Origin of the sequence: Yersinia sp. Marseille-Q3913, from assembly GCF_963892745.1 — a bacterium.
Lineage (GTDB): Bacteria > Pseudomonadota > Gammaproteobacteria > Enterobacterales > Enterobacteriaceae > Yersinia > Yersinia bercovieri.
On the sequence record NZ_CAWQAF010000088.1, the window covers coordinates 100,507 to 119,918 of the forward strand.

Below are 19,412 nucleotides of genomic sequence, written 5' to 3' on the forward strand. Positions count from 1 at the left end.
GCTAGTGTTTTGATAGCACTTCTATCAGGAGAAAAAATATGAGAACCGTATCTATTTTTAAAAATGGGCAGAATCGGGCAATTCGTTTACCAAAAGATATGGATTTTGAGGGGGTCACAGAACTAGAAATAATAAAAGATGGCGATAATATAATCTTACGCCCAATACGACCAACATGGGTGTCATTTATGGATGAAGATAAAGCAGATGATGACTTCCTTGCCGAAAGACAAGATGTTATCGAAGAGGGACGCTTCGAGTTATGATCAAAAAAATATATATGCTTGATACAAATATTTGTTCTTTTATTATGCGGGAACGGCCAGCTGAAATAATTATAAAATTACAACAATGTATTGAGCATCAGAATAAGATAGTCGTTTCAGCTATCACCTATTCAGAAATGCGCTTTGGGGCTATTGGCAAGAAAGCATCACCAAAACATACCTATTTAGTTGATGAATTCGTTAAACGATTGGATACAATTTTACCGTGGGATGTCGCGGCTATTGATGCCACAACAAATATTAAAATAGAGTTAGCAAGGCAGGGTACGCCAATAGGTGGGAACGATGCGGCAATAGCCGGACATGCTATTTCCAGTGGTGCGATATTAGTCACTAATAACGTAAGAGAGTTTGAAAGAGTTAAAAAGTTGCGAATAGAAGATTGGGCTAATTAATTATTATTTATAAAATCAATACATCCAGAAAACATAATTAATTCATAAAATTAATTGTCACTCTCTGGTCAGTGTTCATATTTAGGGGGATTTAGTCTCGACTGCCATCCTTGGCATTGACCTTGATTTCCCTACAGTTATCGGTTTTTTGACATCATTGTCAATGATGTCACCTAACTCTTCCCCAGCAAACGCCGATTAAAATCCTCAATCTTCCCTTCAGCAATGCGGGTTAGCATGGTTTTGCTCCAACTGGCGGATAATCCGGCAACGGCCAGCAGGCGGTGATACTGCTCTTCATCGAACGGCATGTGCCAGGCGATACCAATGGCCTCGGCGACTGAAATATTACTGATGCGCGCTAACAGTTCCAGCGGATGACTTTCGCTGACTTTGCCGGGTGAGATCACGCGGTACAACCAGCCACAGTAGCCGGTTTGCTGCATCAGCACCGACATATCCTCAATCGCAAAATGGAAGTTGAGTTTGTAACAAGGGGAGCGTGGTTGGGTGACCTGAATCATGGCCTCGCCCCAGCGGTAAATATCCCCCATATAGACACTCTGCTCAGTCATACCGAGGGTGGAGATATTTTCGCCGTAGGCCGGTGGCGAGAAGATCTCTGCTTGCTCCGGAAACTGCTGCGCCCAGTGAGCATAATGCTCCCGTGGGTAGTGACATAGCGCGCGGTCTGGGCCGCCGTGAAAGCGTTTTTCCGCTTGCTCATCCCCCTCCAATCCTAGTGGTGTGAGCATGATCCCGCCAACCACCTGACGTTTACCAATGGCGCTTGGGGAACTGCCGTGATAAGGCTCGATTTTACCGATATAAACCTGTGGATGCTTCATCTGCTCTCCTTGTCTGCGTTCGGAAGGGAGAGCCAGAATACCTGCCTGATTGCTGAGCTGCAAAAGAGATTTTGATAGCACGATAGAGACGAAGAAATGAGCAGGAATAACCGTATTGACTACTCCTGCTCGATCACTGGGCTTAGTGGATAATCAGAAAGTTCCCCAATTATCTTGCTGATTGACGCGACCGTTATCTGGGCCAGGGCGTGGTGTTGATGCGCTATTTTTCGTTACTGGCGCGGGGATATTGGCTTGAACTGAGTGGGTCTCCGCGTCGGACAAACGGAACACCGCGACCGCTTGCGCCAGTAAGATAGCTTGCTCCGCCAGTGAATCAGCGGCGGCGGCAGACTCCTCCACCAGGGAGGCGTTTTGCTGCGTCGTGCTATCCATCTCGGAAATCGCCTGGCTCACTTGCGTGATGCCACGGCTTTGCTCATCAGATGCCGAGGCAATTTCTGCCATGATATCGCGCACATGGGTCACTGAGCGGACGATCTCTTCCATCGTCTGACCGGCGTTTTGCACCAGCGAGGTTCCGGCGTTCACTTGGGACACAGATTCGCCAATCAGCCCCTCAATCTCTTTCGCGGCTTGCGCACTGCGCTGTGCCAAATTGCGCACTTCACTGGCGACCACAGCAAAGCCCCGGCCCTGCTCGCCGGCGCGGGCGGCTTCAACGGCGGCATTCAGCGCCAAAATATTAGTCTGGAACGCAATGCTGTTAATCACTGAGGTGATTTCTGAAATCCGTTTAGAGCTGCCGGAGATATCATTCATGGTGCGCACCACATCACTAACCAGCTTGCCACCCTGCTGCGCAGTTTGTGATGCTTCGGTTGCTAACTGATTGGCGTGATGGGCATTATCGGCATTCTGCTTAACCGTAGCATTCAACTGCTCCATACTGGCGGCGGTCTCTTCTACGGCAGCGGCTTGCTCCTCAGTGCGGGAGGATAGATCGGTATTGCCCGCCGCAATTTCGCCGGAGGCATGGGACACCTGACTGACACCAATGCGGATCTCATCAATCATGGCGCGCAGGTTCTCATTCATCCGCGCCACAGCATTCATCAGCAGGCCCAGCTCATCAGTGCGATTGGAGGTGGTCGCCGCCGTTAAATCACCGGTGGCAATGCGCTCTGCCATCGCCAGTGTGGTGCGTAATGGCACAGTAATTTGACGGGTCATGCGCCATGAAATCAGCAAACCCAACAGCAAGGCGGCAATGGCGGCGATGGTTAACTGCAATTGCGCATTATTGATCTCGTCGTGAGTGCCTTGCAGCTCTTGAGTGAACAGATGAGTTGCCAGCTTATTCAACTCATTGGCATTGGTTTCCATCACTTTACCCACTTCCAGCTCTTGCTGATAAGCCGGTAGATAGGCCAACACATTCTCTTTATAGCTGCCCAGACTGGTGATAACCGGGGCTAACAATTTTTGTTGATCCGGCGATAACACCGGCATAAATGCATTGGCTGCACTGTTGGCGATATTGATTGAGGTAATGAGCGACGACTCGGCCTCCTGATTGCGATCCAGCAATAAGCCCCGCGCGTTATAGCGCACGGTCATCAGCTTCTGGTTCATCTCAGCGAGCAGAATTTGCGTATTGGTGTCTGCACCCTCGTTGAGCAAACTTTGTTGTAACTCATTGAGGTTCTTCTGTGTTTCGGAGATATTCCAGCTTTTGCGCACATCATCTTTATGTGCCACTGCATTGACGAAATTACTCTGCTGTTGCAGGTATTCGTCTACCACATCGGCAATGCTACCTATCGTTTTGCGGTTATCTTCCGACCAACTAAGCCCCTCGCTCTGGGTCAGCAGATTTTTTATATTGTTGATGTGTTGCGAGTTTTCTTGGATGTATTTCAAGTCATAAGTGCGCTCATATAATGCACGATTATATTTTGCCTGATTGGCTTCATCGTTAATTTTGTAGCTTAGGTCGACTTTGTAAGCGTGCTCTTCAATGACGGAGAAATGATAGGCGGTGGTTCCTGCGATGATCCCAACCAACAACAACATCAGGAAAAAGCTCAATCCCAGCTTTTTACCGACTTTCACGTTTTCAAAGTTGCCAAAAACTTTGCTCAATGCTGCCATGTTATCTCCGTTATGCGGTGTCTTTGCTGCAAATCAATCAGCGTAGGTGAATGGGGTAGGTCTAATTATTAGAGGAGTGAAGGGGCGCTGGACGTGGGGTAGCCTTGGCAAGAGTGCTGTCCCTAACGTTTTTGTGGCGACACTTATGGGGCCATGATTCATAGATTCATGCCATAAATGTCAGTGCCTCTCTTGTACAATCTATCGGCAGGAATTGGCTAAACTTTAACAGTAAAATGAGCAATAAAAATGCCAGCAAGAGTGAACTTGCTGGCATCGATTTAGTCCCGGAAACATGCGGTTTAAGGCAGGTTTACGCGGTGCTAGCTAATTATTTGGCTTGAGCGAAACGTGCTGCTGCTTCGTCCCAGTTAACCACGTTCCAGAATGCTTTGATGTAGTCTGGGCGACGGTTTTGGAATTTCAGGTAGTAAGCGTGTTCCCACACATCCAGGCCCACAATTGGGAAACCTGACGCGCCAGCAACAGCTTCACCCATCAGCGGGCTATCTTGGTTAGCGGTAGAAACAACCGCCAGTTTACCGTCAGCTTTCAGTACCAGCCAGGCCCAGCCTGAACCGAAACGGGTGGCAGCAGCTTGCTCAAATGTGGCTTGGAATTTCTCAAAGTCACCGAAATCGCGCTCAATAGCGGTTTTCAGGTCACCGGTCAGGGTGGTGCCCAGTTTCAGGCCCTTCCAGAACAAGCTGTGGTTAGCATGGCCGCCGGCATTGTTACGCATAAAGGTGCGTTTTTCAGCTGGGACTTTGTCCAGATCCTGAATCAGCTCTTCAACACTGAATTTAGCCAGCTCAGGGAAGCTCTCCAACACCGTATTTGCATTGTTAACATAGGTTTGGTGGTGTTTGGTGTGATGGATTTCCATCGTCTGCTTATCGAAGTGTGGTTCTAAGGCGTCATAAGCATAAGGCAGGGATGGCAGTGAGTAACTCATAATCATCGTCTCCGTAGGTGTAGGGCGGTGCAAAAAAAGTAAGCACCGCGTAAGCGTTCGGATCATTATAGTTAATTAAATGATATTGAAAATGATTATCAATGCCGTACTAACTATGTGGTCTTTCTACTCGCTAATTCGCTGCGGATGAGTATAAATCGTGGCTCGGCCCGGTTTACTGAAGCCCACCAAGGTCAAATTACAGCGCTCGGCGACTTCAACCGCTAAGGTTGTTGCAGCTGAAACAGCAAATAAAATTTCTGCGCCACACATGGCTGTTTTCTGCACCATCTCATAGCTGGCCCGGCTGGAGACCAGTACCGCGCCTTGTTGCCACGGCTGTTTGGCCCGAATTCCCAGCAACTTATCCAGCGCGACATGGCGGCCCACATCTTCGCTGCCACCTAATAATTCACCCTGTGGATTGATCCACGCGGCAGCATGGGTGCATCCCGTCAACTGACCCACGGTTTGCACCTGTTTGAGTTGCGCGAGGGCGCGGTCCAGCTGATTCAAATTAAAGGTTTGGGTGAAGGGGAGCGGGGTGATCGGGCGGAAGATATCGTCCAACTGCTCGATACCGCAAACACCACAACCGGTGCGGCCTGCCATCGCTCGGCGGCGCTCTTTCAGGCCGGCAAAGCGGCGGCTTGATAACTCAATGTTAACTTCTATGCCGTTACAGCCGGGGGCGACATCAATGGCATAGATCTCTTGTGGCGCACTAATAATGCCTTCCGACAGCGAAAAACCCAGCGCGAAAGCTTCCAAATCCTTAGGGGTTGCCATCATTACCACATGAGAAATACCATTGTAGACCAGTGCTACCGGCACCTCTTCTGCCAGCCAATCCAATTGTGGCGCAGCCATTTGATGACGCTGTAGCACGTTAAGCTGTCTAGCACCGCAGATTTCGGTGGAGAGGTCATTTTCTGAAGGTTTGATCTGGCTCACTATGCGGTCCTGAAAGTTATAACCCATAATCACAATGTGGTAACATTCACGTTAAGAATAGTGTGGCTATGTACCGTTATATTTAGAAATGTATCCCACACTGCAAAGCTTGATATCGCGTAAGCGATTTTAGCGCCTCCCGTTTTGTTGTGGGAAGCGCGAACTGAATTTTAAATTTCAACAATGTGACAATGAATGAAGGAGAGACCCATGCAGGTCAGCAGAAGGCAGTTCTTTAAGATCTGCGCTGGCGGTATGGCGGGAACCACGGTCGCGGCACTCGGCTTTGCGCCGTCAGTGGCGCTGGCGGAAACGCGCAATTATAAATTGCTGCGTGCCCGTGAAACGCGGAATACCTGCACATATTGCTCTGTCGGTTGTGGGCTGTTGATGTATAGCCTCGGCGACGGCGCGAAAAATGCCAAAGAGAGTATTTTCCATATCGAAGGGGACCCGGATCATCCGGTCAACCGTGGTGCGCTTTGCCCGAAAGGTGCAGGGCTGGTGGATTTCATCCACAGCGAAAGCCGCCTGAAATACCCTGAATACCGCGCGCCAGGTTCGGATAAATGGCAGCGAATCACTTGGGATGATGCTTTTGATCGCATTGCCAAGTTGATGAAAGAGGACCGGGATGCGAATTTCATTAAGACCAACGACGCGGGCGTGACCGTCAACCGTTGGCTGAGCACCGGTATGCTGTGTGCTTCCGCATCCAGTAACGAAACGGGTTATTTGACCCAGAAATTTAGTCGCGCTCTCGGTATGCTTGCCGTAGACAACCAAGCACGTGTCTGACACGGACCAACGGTAGCAAGTCTTGCTCCAACATTTGGTCGCGGTGCGATGACCAACCACTGGGTTGACATTAAGAACGCGAATTTGATTATCGTCATGGGCGGTAATGCGGCAGAAGCGCATCCGGTGGGATTCCGCTGGGCGATGGAAGCCAAAATCCACAACAATGCCAAGCTGCTGGTGATAGACCCGCGCTTTACTCGTACTGCTTCGGTGGCTGACTTCTATACGCCAATCCGTTCCGGTACTGATATTGCGTTCCTGTCCGGCGTATTGTTGTACCTGATGACCCACGAAAAAATTAACCGCGAATACGTCGAAGCGTACACCAACGCCAGCTTGCTGGTGCGGGAAGACTTTGCCTTCGACGACGGTTTGTTCAGTGGTTATGACGCCGAAACCCGCAAATACGACAAAACCAGCTGGAACTATCAGTTGGATGAGAACGGCTTTGCCAAACGGGACACCACCCTGCAAGACCCGCGCTGCGTGTGGAATTTGCTGAAACAGCATGTCAGCCGCTATACGCCGGATGTGGTATCCAATATTTGCGGCACGCCAAAAGAAGATTTCTTGCAGGTTTGCGAATATCTCGCGGAAACCAGCGTGTCCGATAAAACCGCCACCTTCCTGTATGCCCTGGGCTGGACACAGCACTCAGTCGGCGCGCAGAACATCCGCACCATGGCGATGATCCAGCTGCTGCTGGGCAATATGGGGATGGCGGGCGGCGGCATTAACGCCTTGCGCGGTCACTCCAACATTCAGGGGTTAACCGACCTTGGCTTGCTGTCACAAAGCTTGCCGGGTTACCTGAATCTGCCGTCAGAAAAGCAGCCGGATATTGAGACCTATCTGAAGGCTAACACGCCGAAAACCCTGCTGCCGGGCCAGGTTAACTACTGGAGCAATTACCCGAAATTCTTCGTCAGTTTGATGAAAAGTTTCTATGGCGATAAAGCCCAGAAGGAGAACGGTTGGGGTTACGACTGGTTGCCGAAGTGGGATAAAGGCTACGACGTCTTGCAGTATTTCGAAATGATGTCGCAGGGCAAAGTGAATGGCTATATCTGCCAGGGCTTTAACCCGCTGGCGTCGTTCCCGAACAAAAATAAAGTGGTCGCTTCACTGTCGAAACTGAAATTCCTGGTCACTATTGATCCGCTCAATACGGAAACCGCGAACTTCTGGCAAAACCACGGTGAATTTAACGATGTTGATCCATCGAAAATTCAAACAGAAGTGTTCCGCCTGCCATCCAGTTGCTTCGCTGAAGAGAATGGCTCGATTGTGAACTCTAGCCGCTGGTTGCAATGGCACTGGAAAGGCGCTGATGCTCCGGGACAGGCGCTGAACGATGGCGCAATTCTGGCGGGCATCTTTAGTCGTCTGCGTGAGAGATATCGCCGGGAAGGTGGTGCGGTGCCAGAACAGGTGCTCAATATGACCTGGGATTATCTGACCCCCGACAATCCGGAGCCTGAAGAGGTGGCGCAGGAGAGTAATGGTCGTGCACTGGCGGATATCACCGATGCTGACGGCAAAGTGCTGGTCAAAAAAGGTGAGCAGCTCAGCACCTTCGCGCACCTGCGTGATGACGGCACCACTGCCAGCGGTTGCTGGATCTTTGCTGGTAGCTGGACACCGGCCGGTAACCAGATGGCACGCCGCGATAACGCCGACCCATCTGGCCTTGGCAATACGCTAGGCTGGGCGTGGGCATGGCCGCTTAACCGCCGCATTCTGTACAACCGTGCTTCCGCTGACCCGCAAGGCAAACCTTGGGATCCGAAACGCCAGTTGCTGGAGTGGGATGGGGCCAAGTGGACTGGGATTGATATCCCCGACTACAGCGCCGCCGCACCGGGTAGTGATGTTGGGCCGTTTATCATGCAGCCTGAAGGGATGGGTCGCCTGTTTGCCATCGACAAAATGGCGGAAGGGCCGTTCCCTGAGCACTATGAGCCATTCGAAACGCCGCTGGGGACTAACCCGCTGCATCCGAATGTGATATCCAACCCGGCCGCCCGCGTCTTTAAAGACGATTTGGCCGCGATGGGTTCTCATGAACAATTCCCATATGTCGGCACCACCTATCGTTTGACCGAGCATTTCCACTACTGGACCAAACATGCGCTGCTCAATGCCATTGCCCAGCCGGAACAGTTTGTGGAAATTGGTGAGAAACTGGCCGCGAAGAAGGGCATCAAGCAGGGAGATACCGTGAAAGTCAGCTCCAACCGAGGCTATATCAAGGCCAAGGCGGTGGTGACCAAACGTATTCGCACACTGAATGTCCACGGGCAAGAAGTGGACACCATTGGTATCCCGATCCACTGGGGATTCGAGGGGGTAGCGAAAAAAGGCTTCCTGGCTAACACACTGACGCCATTTGTCGGTGATGCCAATACGCAAACGCCAGAGTTCAAGGCGTTCCTGGTTAACGTGGAAAAGGTGTAACGGAGAGAACCTATGTCACTGCAAACTCAAGACATTATCCGGCGCTCCGGCACCAACTCCCTTACGCCGCCGCCACAGGATCGTAACCACCAGGAGGAGGTGGCGAAGCTTATCGATGTCACCACCTGTATCGGCTGTAAGGCCTGCCAGGTGGCGTGCTCGGAGTGGAACGATATCCGTGATGAAGTGGGCCATAACGTCGGGGTGTACGATAACCCCGCCGATTTGACGGCCAAATCATGGACGGTGATGCGCTTTTCTGAAATCGAAGATGAAGAGAGCGGCAAGCTGGAGTGGCTGATCCGTAAGGATGGCTGTATGCATTGTGCTGATCCGGGCTGTCTGAAGGCATGTCCGTCGGAAGGGGCTATCATTCAATATGCGAATGGTATCGTCGATTTCCAGTCAGAACACTGTATCGGTTGTGGCTACTGCATCGCCGGTTGCCCGTTCGATGTGCCGCGCATGAACAAAGATGACAATCGGGTGTACAAATGTACCCTGTGTGTCGACCGTGTGGGTGTCGGCCAGGAACCGGCCTGTGTGAAAACCTGCCCAACCGGCGCGATTCACTTTGGCACCAAAGAGTCGATGAAAGAGGTGGCGGCTGGCCGCGTCGCCGAGCTGAAAACCCGTGGCTTCGATAACGCCGGGTTATATGACCCTGCGGGTGTTGGCGGCACTCACGTGATGTATGTACTGCATCACGCGGATAAGCCCCAGCTCTATCATGGCCTGCCGGACAACCCAACCATCAGCCCGACTATCACTTTCTGGAAGGGCATCTGGAAACCGCTGGCAGCAATTGGCTTTGCGGCCACCTTTGCCGCCAGTATCTTCCACTATGTGGGGGTCGGCCCGAATCGGGTTGAGGAGGAGGAGGAGGGCGATAAGCCGGAGGCCACACCATCCGAGACCACCGACAAGGCACCAGAGACAACTACCGCTGAGCACTCAGACGACGGGGAGACGCGGAAATGAAAAAAGAGAAACGGATCCAGCGCTACAGTGCGCCGGAGCGTATCAACCACTGGATAGTGGCCTTCTGCTTTATGCTGGCGGCGATCAGTGGTTTGGGATTCTTCTTCCCGTCATTTAACTGGCTGATGAATATTTTTGGTACGCCACAGTTGGCGCGCATCCTTCACCCCTTCGCCGGGGTGATTATGTTCGCCGCCTTCTTGATCATGTTCTTCCGCTACTGGAAACATAATCTGATTAACAAAGAAGACTTGGAGTGGGCTAAAAATATCCATAAAATCGCCATGAATGAGGAAGTGGGCGATACTGGACGCTATAATTTCGGACAGAAATGCGTATTCTGGGCTGCTATTATTAGTCTGGTGCTGCTGCTGGTCAGTGGTGTAGTGATTTGGCGGCCTTACTTTGCGCCCTCTTTCCCCATCCCGCTGATTCGTCTGGCGCTGCTGGTGCACTCGCTGGCGGCTGTGGGGCTGATTCTCGTGATTATGGTGCATATCTATGCCGCTTTGTGGGTGAAGGGCACCATAACTGCGATGGTAGAAGGTTGGGTACCGGCAGCATGGGCGAAAAAGCACCATCCGCGCTGGTATCGTGAGGTGAATGCCAAACGGCAACTTCAGAAAAAACAGGAAGAGAAACCCTGATGAGTATTCGCATTGTCCCTAAAGATCAACTTGGGCAACAGCGCGAAAAAGGCACAACGGCGGGGAATATCCCGCCGTTACTTTTCGCGAATTTAAAAAGCCTCTATACCCGGCGCACTGAACGTTTACAGCAGTTGGCGCTGGATAACCCGCTGTCAGATTATCTGGATTTCGCGGCAAAAATTACCCAAGCGCAGCAAAAAGCGCTGCATGACCATCCGCTGGTGTTGGACATGAAAGCCGAGCTGGAACAGTCCGCTGCTAGCGGTAAACCGCCACTGGATTTGAGCCTCTTTCCGCGCACTGAACATTGGCGCAAGCTACTGTCTGCGCTGATTGCCGAGCTGCGCCCGGATGCGCCGGATCATATTCTGGCGGTGCTGGATAATCTGGAAAAGGCGTCAGTCCATGAGCTTGAACTCTACGCCGATGCGCTGTTAAATCGCGAATTTGCGCAGATCGGCAGCGAAAAAGCGCCCTTTATCTGGGCCGCGCTATCATTGTACTGGGCGCAGATGGCCAGCCAAATCCCCGGCAAAGCCCGCGCGGAATATGGCGAACATCGTCAATTCTGCCCAGTATGCGGCAGTATTCCGGTCTCCAGTGTGGTGCATATCGGCACCAACAATGGCCTGCGCTATTTGCACTGTAATTTGTGCGAAAGTGAGTGGCATGTGGTGCGGATCAAATGCAGCAACTGCGAACAGACCCGCGATTTGAACTACTGGTCGCTGGACAGCGAAAATGCGGCCGTGAAAGCGGAAAGTTGCGGTGATTGCGGCACTTACCTGAAAATTCTGTATCAGGAAAAAGACCCGCAGGTCGAAGCGGTGGCGGATGATTTGGCCTCGTTGATCCTCGACGCCAAGATGGAAGGCGAGGGTTTCGCGCGCAGCAGTATCAATCCGTTTGTGTTTCCCGGAGAATAAGGCATTCCCCAGATTTGGCGACCTGCGTGACTATGAGCACTGAACCACACCATCTTTACAGCCAGTTACCGGCCATTGACCGCCTGTTACGGGAGCCAGCCATGGCCCCGTTACTGGCAGAATATGGCCCCGCGCTGTTGACCGACACCCTACGCCAGATGCAGTGCGAAGCCCGTGAGCACATTAGCCAGTTTCAAGCGCTGGCGGATTGGTGCGCGGACTGGCCCGCGGCTTTACGTCAGCGGTTGAGTCAACGTCAGCCCGCGTTAAAACCGGTCTTTAACCTCTCCGGCACGGTATTGCACACCAATTTAGGTCGTGCGGCACTGGCGGAATCTGCCATTGCAGCGGTGAATGATGCCATGCGCGGCGCGGTCACCCTTGAATACTCCCTGAGCGGCGCGGGCCGTGGCCATCGTGATCGCGCGGTGGCTGATCTGCTCTGCGAACTGACGGGCGCGGAAGATGCCTGTATCGTCAATAACAATGCGGCGGCGGTGCTTTTGCTGCTGACGGTGATGGCGACAGGCAAGCAAGTGGTGGTCTCACGGGGTGAACTGGTAGAGATCGGCGGCGCGTTTCGCATCCCTGATGTGATGCGCCAGGCGGGTTGTGAACTGGTTGAAGTGGGTACCACCAACCGCACCCACCTAAAAGATTACCGGCAAGCCATCAATGAGCAAACTGGCCTGCTGATGAAAGTGCATACCAGCAACTACAGCATAGCCGGTTTCACCGCCGCCGTTGCCGAGCCGCAACTGGTGGCGTTGGGGCAGGAGTTTGCCATTCCGACCGCCACCGATCTCGGCAGTGGCTCGCTGGTGGACATGACCCGTTATGGCTTACCCGCCGAACCGATGCCGCAGCAGTTGATTGCGGCTGGGGTGGATTTGGTCACTTTCTCCGGCGACAAATTGCTAGGCGGGCCACAGGCGGGGATTATCCTCGGCAAAAAACAGTGGATTGAGCGCTTACAGCAGCATCCGCTCAAGCGAGCACTGCGGGCCGACAAAATGACGCTCGCCGCGCTGGATGCCACCTTGCGTCTCTATCAACAACCGGACAGGCTCACTGAGCTGCTGCCCACGATGCGGCTATTGACCCGTCCGGCAGAAGCTATCGCCGAGAGTGCACAGCGGCTACTGGCGGCACTGAGTGATCGCTATTGCACTGATTTTACCCTAGCGGTGGAACCCTGTTTATCGCAAATCGGTAGCGGCTCATTACCGGTTGACCGCTTACCCAGTTGGGCCGTAACCTTTACACCTAACGATGGCAGTGGGCGCACGCTGGAAGCACTAACAGCGCGCTGGCGTGAGTTGGCGAAGCCAGTGATTGGCCGCGTGGCTGATGGGCGTTTATGGCTAGATTTGCGCTGTTTGGAGGATGAAACCGCGTTGCTCAGGGAATTGGCACCATGATTATTGTTACAGCAGGCCATGTCGACCATGGCAAAACCACGCTTTTACAGGCGATTACCGGGGTTGATGCTGACCGCTTACCGGAAGAAAAACAGCGCGGGATGACCATTGATCTCGGCTATGCCTATTGGCCGCAGCCTAACGGCACCACTCTTGGATTTATTGATGTCCCCGGTCACGAGAAGTTTTTAGCCAATATGCTGGCGGGCGTGGGCGGTATCTTTCATGCCTTGCTGGTGGTGGCGTGTGATGATGGTGTGATGGCGCAAACTCGCGAGCACCTGGCGATTTTACGACTCACCGGTCGCCCGACACTCACCGTCGCGCTGACCAAAGCGGATCGCGTTGATGATGAGCGCATCGCGCAGGTACGCCAGCAGGTGATGGCGGAGTTGACTGCGCAAGGCTGGCTGCCAGAACAAGTGACCCTGTTTGTGACCGCCGCCACTGCCGACTGTGGTATCAGCGAATTGCGCGCGCATCTGGCGCAATGTTATCAGCAAGATAAAATGCATGATCGGTTACAGCGGCGTTTTCGCCTCGCTATCGACCGGGCATTTAGCGTGAAAGGGGCCGGTTTGGTGGTCACTGGCACGGCACTGGCGGGCAAAGTGGCGGTGGGCGATACGCTATGGCTTACCGGCAGTGATTGCCCGGTGCGGGTGCGGGGCATTCATGCCCAAAATCAAAATACCCAACAGGCGCAGGCGGGCCAACGTATTGCCCTGAATATCAGCGGTGATATCAGCAAGGAGCAGATCAATCGCGGCGACTGGCTGTTAGCGCAGCAACCCCCTGCGGCGGTGGATCGAGTGCTGGTTACCGTCGATGCAGATGCGCCGATACAACACTGGCAGCCACTGCATCTACACCATGGTGCCAGCCACATTACCGGGCGTTTTTCGCTGCTGACCAATCCAGCATCCCCCGACGTTCTATCTGCCAATAACATCTCCAGCGACAATAACATTTCCAGTGACAATACAGGTCCATTGATCCTGGCCGAGCTGCTACTGGATAGCCCACTGTGGCTGGCTGAGAATGACCGCCTTATTCTGCGGGATATCGCGGCGAAGAGAACCTTAGGCGGCGCGCGGGTGATTCATCTGTCGGTGCCGAAACGCGGTAAACGTCAACCGGCCTATTTAGCCTGGTTAACGGCGCTGGCGCAGGCCAACACTGACCGCGAGGTGCTGGATTTACATCTGGCGCAAGGGCCGGTCTCTTTGCGCGATTTCAGTTGGGCGCGCCAGTTGGCTGAACCTGATATGGCGGCACTGTTGGCGGGGACGGAGAGCGTGGTCGCCGGTGATATTGTGCTGTCGCAACCCCATGCTCAGCAGGCGCAGCAAACCCTGCTGCATGTATTGTGCCTCTATCATCAGCAGCATGGCGATCAGTTGGGGCTAGGGCGCGCGCGCTTGCGGCGCATGGCCTTGCCGACGCTAGATGAAGGGCTGGTTTTTCGGCTGATTGATCACCTGCTGGCGCAAGGGGAGTTAAAAAACAGCCGTGGCTGGCTGCATCTGCCGGCGCATGGGCTGGAATTTACCGAACAGGAGCAGGCGCAGTGGCAGCAAGTCGCCCCCTATTTTGCGGATTCGCCGTGGTGGGTACGTGATTTAGCGGCCCAGCTGCATATGGATGAAGACGAGATGCGCAGGTTACTGCGCAAAGCGGCACAACTGGGCCACATCACGGCAATCGTGCCGGATCGCTACTATCTGAGCCAGCGTATTGAGCAGTTCGCGGATTTGGTCCGTGAGTTGGACGCCACTAAAGGCAGCGCCTGCGCTGCGGACTTCCGCGACAGATTAGGTGTGGGCCGCAAGCTGGCGATTCAAATCCTTGAATTCTTTGACCGCAGCGGATTTACCCGCCGCCGAGGCAATGACCATTTGCTGCGCGACAGTGGGCTGTTTTCGGCGATGACTGAATAGAACAGTTAAACGGAGCCCTAATATGGGGTTGACCGCCAGAGTTTACGACTGTTACCGGCCACAAACTGCTGTCAATGATTTTGCTCAGTGTGCGGGTTAAATGTGCCAACGCTATGTAGAACGGGTCACCCTGTTAAATAAGGCCCCATGATTTTGACTATTGATAACGTGCTGGAGTTGCTATCTGTTGCACCTCCAGCACAGGGCATTACTCTGCCGCGACTCTTTCCGGCTGGCGGCGAATAAATATCATCACCAAGCCCAGCCAAATCAAGCCACTGATTAAATTGAATAAATTGAAGATGCCGCTGTTGCCCCACAGGTAAGCCAATTTGGCAAACTCAATGCCGAAGGTGAAGACCATCATACTGATCATCCCCATGGCCGCAGAGACCGTCCCTTTGCTGATATCACTGGCAAACAGTGTCAGCCGCACCAAACCAGCATTCGCCAGACCAATACCAAAGGCATACAGGCTCAACCCTGCGGTCATCCACAGATAAGCATGGGATGAGTAGAGTGTGGAACCGGCGGCAATCAGTAGCCCAACTATCATTGGGCCAGCGCCGTAGCGGATCAGCCGTGGAATGCTGGTTTTGCCGCTCAATCTCGCCAGTGTCAGGTTACCCACAATCAGCGCGCCAAAAATCGGCACCTGTAGCACACCATATCCGACTGTGGATAGCCGCTCACCGCTGATCAAAATAACCGGTGATTGCGCAATCCACGCCAGCAATGGCAGGCTGGCAAAGCCCAATGCCAGCGCCCCACACAGGAAACGGCGGTTGGCGAGCACTTGCTTATAGTCGCTCCACATCGCCGCGACTGACAATTTCTCGCCTTTTCGCGATGCGGTTTCCGGCATGGCACGCCACAAGCCAACAAATGAAATGGCGCCGAGTGCCGCGAACAGCACAAACATCCACTGCCATGGCGCGACGTGAATCAGCGCAGCACCAGCCAATGGGCCAAGCAGCGGGGCAATCAAGGCCACATTCGCCATCAGCGCAGTGATTTTGATACACACCGCCTCCTCGAATGACTCTTGGATCGTGGCGTAACCGACCGCACCAATAAAGCACAAACCGATCCCTTGCAGGAAGCGCATGGCGATAAACTGCTCAATAGTATTGACCAGCAAAATGGCAAGGCAGGTGACCACAAAGAACGCCACGCCGACCAACATCACCGGGCGACGCCCACGGCGGTCTGACAGCGGCCCCAGCAGCCATTGCAGGAACATCCCCCCCGCCAGATAGGCGGTCATGGAGGTCGGAACCCACTCAACACTGGCATTAAAATCGGCGACTACCGCCAGCATTCCGGGCTGAATCATATCGTTGGCGATATAAGCGGCAAATTCGAATAATACCAGGCACAGCGGAAATAAAAGCGCCCGTCGACCTAAACGCGTCGCGGGTGAAAATGAAGTTTGCATAGATTAAGCTATTAATAGTAAACATAAAAAAAGGGAAGCACTCAGGCAGAATGCCAGTCAGAGCGCGTCAGGTCGGCTATTTTGCCGTCAATATAACGTTATGGCAACAATTACCATCTCCTGTGTATATCCCCAAACTTACGTTATTATTCGTGAAGTAACTGTTTTCTGGCTTATATTAAGGCGATCGAGAGTATGCATGACCAATAAGATTGGCTGGATTGATAATCTGCGGGCCGTGGCCTGCATTATGGTGGTTATGATCCACGCCACCACCTATTACGTGACCAGTGGTGCGCAGGTGGGGGAAGTGAACTGGGATATTGCCAATCTGCTGAATTCAGCCTCCCGCGCCTGTGTGCCTTTGTTCTTTATGATCTCCGGTTACCTGTTTTTTGGTGAAAAAAGCGCCAAACAGAAACATTTTACCCGCATTGGGCTGTGCCTGCTGTTCTACAGCATAATTGCACTGATCTACATTTCGACCCTCACCCCCATTGATGGCTGGGCTTCGCTGAAGAATATCCTGCAAAAACCGGTGTTTTATCATCTGTGGTTTTTCTACGCTATTATCGTGGTTTACCTGTTTTCACCGCTGATAAACGTCAAACCGGTGTCGGGCCGCTATCTAGGGGTGATCATCCTGCTGCTCGCGGTGCTCGCCAACCCACAGGCCAGTAAATTGTCCATTGGCGGCTTCCATTTACTGCCCATCAACCTCTATATCTATGGCGATACTTTCTACTATTTGCTGTACGCGCTGCTGGGGCGGGCGATTGGGATGTTGGAAACTCAGGGGCGAATCATCAGTTGGAGCGCGGCTGCGCTGTTTATCCTGAGCGTGATATTTATTGTTATCTCAACGGAAAAGCAGACGCGAATTAATGGCAGTTTTGCCGATACTTTCTATATGTACTGTGGCCCGTTGGTCTTTGTGGCGGCGGTATCGATGCTGGTGTGGTTTAAAAACTGCCTCAATCAGCAAATTGGCTGGCTGAGCTGGCTGGCGGGTCATTCATTGGCGATTTATGGTTTTCACGCGCTGATTATCCATTTTATCCGCACCCATCATTACGATTTCACCGCTTATCCGGTGCTGGATATTTTCTATGTCTTTGCGCTGGCCCTCGCATTAAGCACTTTGCTGTCGATGGGGTTGCAGCGCATCGATCGGCGACGTTTGGTTAGCTAACCGCAGGTAATCCGCGCTGTTGCGCGCGCCGTAGCTGGCGACCGGAGGAGAATCCGGCGGCCAGCGCGGCTTGCTCCAGATTAAATCCCTCTTGCAAGCGCACTTCGGCGACCGCTACCCGCAGCTGCTCGTGGAATTCGCGCACGCTGACGCCGACATGTTCGCGGAACAAGCGGGTTAAATGGCGACTGCTCACGTGGGCTTTCTGCGCCACCTGTAGCAGCGACCACTCGGCTTGTGGCTCCGCCGACATCACATCTTGCGCGCGGTGAACGGCGGGGTGGAGATGATTGCGGTAACGTAACCAGGGCGAAAGTTGTGGGTCATCCCCTGAGCGGCGGAAATAAACCACCATCTCCCGCGCCACTTCCAGCGCAATTTGCGGGCTGCAATAGCGGCTGATCAGATGCAAAGAGAGATCAATCCCCGCCGTGATCCCGGCGCTGGTATACACCCCGCGATCTTCAACAAAAATGCGGTTTTCTTTGGTTTGTGCCGCCGGAGCCTGTTGGCGCAACCGCTCCAGCACATTGTGATGGGTGGTGCACTGATAACCGTCCAGTAACCCCGCTTGTGCCGCCAGCAATGCACCGGAGCAGACGCAGACCAAGATGATTTTTTGCTGCGCGATGGCTGTTTTCTGCTGCTGTAACCACTGGCGCGCCACTGCCGCCGTTTCGGTCGCAAAGTAGTGGCGTGAATCGCTGACACCCGGCACCACCAGTAAACTGCCTTCCGGTAAGTGCGCGGGCAGCGGCTGCAACTGGCCCAGCAGCATTTCGGTGGAGGAGATCACGGCCGGCAGCGGGCTGATATAGCAAAGATTAAATGACCCCGCCAGCCGTAAAGTTTCAGCAGGGCCAGTTAAATCCAGCGACAGCACGCCGGGCAGCAAGAGAAAATAGACATTTCGTTGCATGGTTAATCCACAGTTACCGTCAAATAACGGTTCATATAAGCCGGAATATCCGGAGTATGCTGTAGCAAAGTAGCAACAAAAGCGTCGCGCTCAAAGGCCATTACCTGCAAATCCCACACACAGAATGATTCATCCCGCGCCGCGCGCCAAATTCCCTGTTCCTGCACCCACACTTTCACGCGTAATTCGTTTTCGTTATCCCACCATCCGGCAATCAGGTAATTCAGTGTTTTTCCCTGATGCTCAATCACAAAACCGACACCAGGGCGATTGACGGTCTCTGCATCGCGCGGTAACCACTGCCCAACAAGTTGATAAGCGGGGGTGTAATCCGGTGTCGCACCCTGCGCCTGCGAGTAGCGGATCACATAGCGCTTTAACCGCCATTGATTAAGGATTTTGATGCCTGCTGGCGTGATGGCTCGTGGCAAATAGGGCTGCGGTTGCCAGCTTATCGTTTTGTCGGCGGCGGCGACAGGTTGTGAATCCAGCGCATCCAGTGTCTCTGCGACGGTACGGATAGCGGCAAATCGATCCGCTAACACGGTTTCAGTGCGCAGTTTCAATTCGGTGCTGCTCAACAGCACACCATTTGGCTGGGTCATCGGGAAGGTCAGTGTGGCCTCGGTGACAAAGGTGACCTGATAGCCCAGATCCGACGCCACGCGGGCCGTGGTCTCACAACACTGCTCGGTGCGCATACCCGCAATAATCAGGTGGCCGATATCTCTCTCTTTGAGCCATTGATCCAGCCCTGAATCGGTCAGCGCGTTATGTACTCGTTTTTGCACGGAAACATCGGCCTGATGGGAGACCAGCGACATTGGTTTAACATAGCCGGAAGCCAACGAGAATGGCCCCTCAGGCGAAACATGGAACACATCCACTAGTGCGACGTCACGTTGTTTACAACCGCTAATAAGTTGGTTCAGCGCGACTGAGAAAGCCGGCACATCTTGCTGCTGCCAAAAAGATTTATGCTCGAATGATTGCTGAACATCGATGATCAATAGTGCGCTGTTAGTCATTTTCGGCCCTCCGCCGTATGGGTATGAATTCATCATGCGCGGGTTTCAAGCCGGGTGGAATGCCAAATCAGGCCATCATAGGGGATAAAAGGGACCAGTTTTTAG

Annotated in this window: 16 protein-coding genes; 9 read left to right on the forward strand and 7 right to left on the reverse strand. The window is 53.1% G+C overall.

The window, feature by feature from the left end; translation table 11 throughout:
* Positions 1–38: 38 nt before the first annotated feature.
* Positions 39–266, forward strand: a complete 228-nt coding sequence (gene vapB / locus AACW11_RS19625; protein WP_048618515.1) for a type II toxin-antitoxin system VapB family antitoxin — start codon at positions 39–41, stop codon at positions 264–266.
* Entirely contained in the window at positions 263–682 is a 420-nt protein-coding gene (locus AACW11_RS19630) for a type II toxin-antitoxin system VapC family toxin (RefSeq protein WP_145496318.1), read from the forward strand. Before vapB ends, AACW11_RS19630 begins: the two co-directional genes overlap by 4 nt.
* A 173-nt stretch (positions 683–855) precedes the next feature.
* On the opposite strand, the gene yiiM is transcribed toward AACW11_RS19630, so the two are convergent.
* The 4 genes from yiiM to fdhD form a co-directional block, all read right to left on the reverse strand.
* Positions 856–1,530 (reverse strand): 6-hydroxyaminopurine reductase, encoded by a 675-nt coding sequence (yiiM, locus tag AACW11_RS19635; RefSeq protein ID WP_212585259.1) that lies wholly within the window; start codon positions 1,528–1,530, stop codon positions 856–858.
* 153 nt (positions 1,531–1,683) lie between these two features.
* On the reverse strand, positions 1,684–3,645 hold the full coding sequence (locus tag AACW11_RS19640; protein WP_212585260.1) for a methyl-accepting chemotaxis protein: 1,962 nt from the start codon (positions 3,643–3,645) through the stop codon (positions 1,684–1,686).
* Positions 3,646–3,976: 331 nt separating this feature from the next.
* On the reverse strand, positions 3,977–4,600 hold the full coding sequence (sodA, locus tag AACW11_RS19645; RefSeq protein ID WP_212585261.1) for a superoxide dismutase [Mn]: 624 nt from the start codon (positions 4,598–4,600) through the stop codon (positions 3,977–3,979).
* Positions 4,601–4,726: 126 nt separating this feature from the next.
* Complete coding sequence (gene fdhD / locus AACW11_RS19650) at positions 4,727–5,581, reverse strand: formate dehydrogenase accessory sulfurtransferase FdhD (protein WP_212585262.1); 855 nt, start codon at positions 5,579–5,581, stop codon at positions 4,727–4,729.
* Between the two features lie 183 nt (positions 5,582–5,764).
* Here fdhD and fdnG point away from each other — a divergent pair, with 183 nt between their 5' ends.
* The 6 genes from fdnG to selB are packed head-to-tail and all read left to right on the forward strand — an operon-like array spanning position 5,765 to position 14,730.
* On the forward strand, positions 5,765–8,812 hold the full coding sequence (gene fdnG, locus AACW11_RS19655) for a formate dehydrogenase-N subunit alpha (RefSeq protein ID WP_212585263.1): 3,048 nt from the start codon (positions 5,765–5,767) through the stop codon (positions 8,810–8,812).
* Positions 8,813–8,824: 12 nt separating this feature from the next.
* Positions 8,825–9,793, forward strand: coding sequence for a formate dehydrogenase subunit beta (gene fdxH / locus AACW11_RS19660; RefSeq protein ID WP_212585264.1), 969 nt, complete (start codon positions 8,825–8,827; stop codon positions 9,791–9,793).
* Complete coding sequence (gene fdoI / locus AACW11_RS19665) at positions 9,790–10,440, forward strand: formate dehydrogenase cytochrome b556 subunit (RefSeq protein WP_212585265.1); 651 nt, start codon at positions 9,790–9,792, stop codon at positions 10,438–10,440. Before fdxH ends, fdoI begins: the two co-directional genes overlap by 4 nt.
* The gene (gene fdhE, locus AACW11_RS19670) at positions 10,440–11,369 is read left to right on the forward strand and encodes a formate dehydrogenase accessory protein FdhE (RefSeq protein WP_005271637.1); all 930 of its coding nucleotides are present in this window, start codon (positions 10,440–10,442) and stop codon (positions 11,367–11,369) included. The genes fdoI and fdhE overlap by 1 nt, the downstream gene beginning before the upstream one ends.
* 32 nt (positions 11,370–11,401) lie before the next feature.
* Positions 11,402–12,790, forward strand: coding sequence for an L-seryl-tRNA(Sec) selenium transferase (selA, locus tag AACW11_RS19675; protein ID WP_212585266.1), 1,389 nt, complete (start codon positions 11,402–11,404; stop codon positions 12,788–12,790).
* The gene (selB, locus tag AACW11_RS19680) at positions 12,787–14,730 is read left to right on the forward strand and encodes a selenocysteine-specific translation elongation factor (RefSeq protein WP_212585267.1); all 1,944 of its coding nucleotides are present in this window, start codon (positions 12,787–12,789) and stop codon (positions 14,728–14,730) included. The genes selA and selB overlap by 4 nt, the downstream gene beginning before the upstream one ends.
* A gap of 208 nt (positions 14,731–14,938) precedes the next feature.
* Here the strand turns inward: selB and AACW11_RS19685 are convergent, their stop codons facing one another.
* Complete coding sequence (locus AACW11_RS19685) at positions 14,939–16,168, reverse strand: MFS transporter (protein WP_057648030.1); 1,230 nt, start codon at positions 16,166–16,168, stop codon at positions 14,939–14,941.
* 199 nt (positions 16,169–16,367) lie between these two features.
* Here AACW11_RS19685 and AACW11_RS19690 point away from each other — a divergent pair, with 199 nt between their 5' ends.
* Positions 16,368–17,360: an acyltransferase gene (locus AACW11_RS19690; RefSeq protein WP_212585268.1), complete on the forward strand. Its 993-nt coding sequence runs from the start codon at positions 16,368–16,370 to the stop codon at positions 17,358–17,360.
* Here the strand turns inward: AACW11_RS19690 and AACW11_RS19695 are convergent.
* Complete coding sequence (locus AACW11_RS19695) at positions 17,353–18,279, reverse strand: GlxA family transcriptional regulator (protein ID WP_212585269.1); 927 nt, start codon at positions 18,277–18,279, stop codon at positions 17,353–17,355. The genes AACW11_RS19690 and AACW11_RS19695 overlap by 8 nt on opposite strands.
* A gap of 2 nt (positions 18,280–18,281) precedes the next feature.
* Positions 18,282–19,307, reverse strand: a complete 1,026-nt coding sequence (locus tag AACW11_RS19700) for an isochorismatase family protein (RefSeq protein WP_212585270.1) — start codon at positions 19,305–19,307, stop codon at positions 18,282–18,284.
* Between the last annotated feature and the right edge of the window lie 105 nt (positions 19,308–19,412).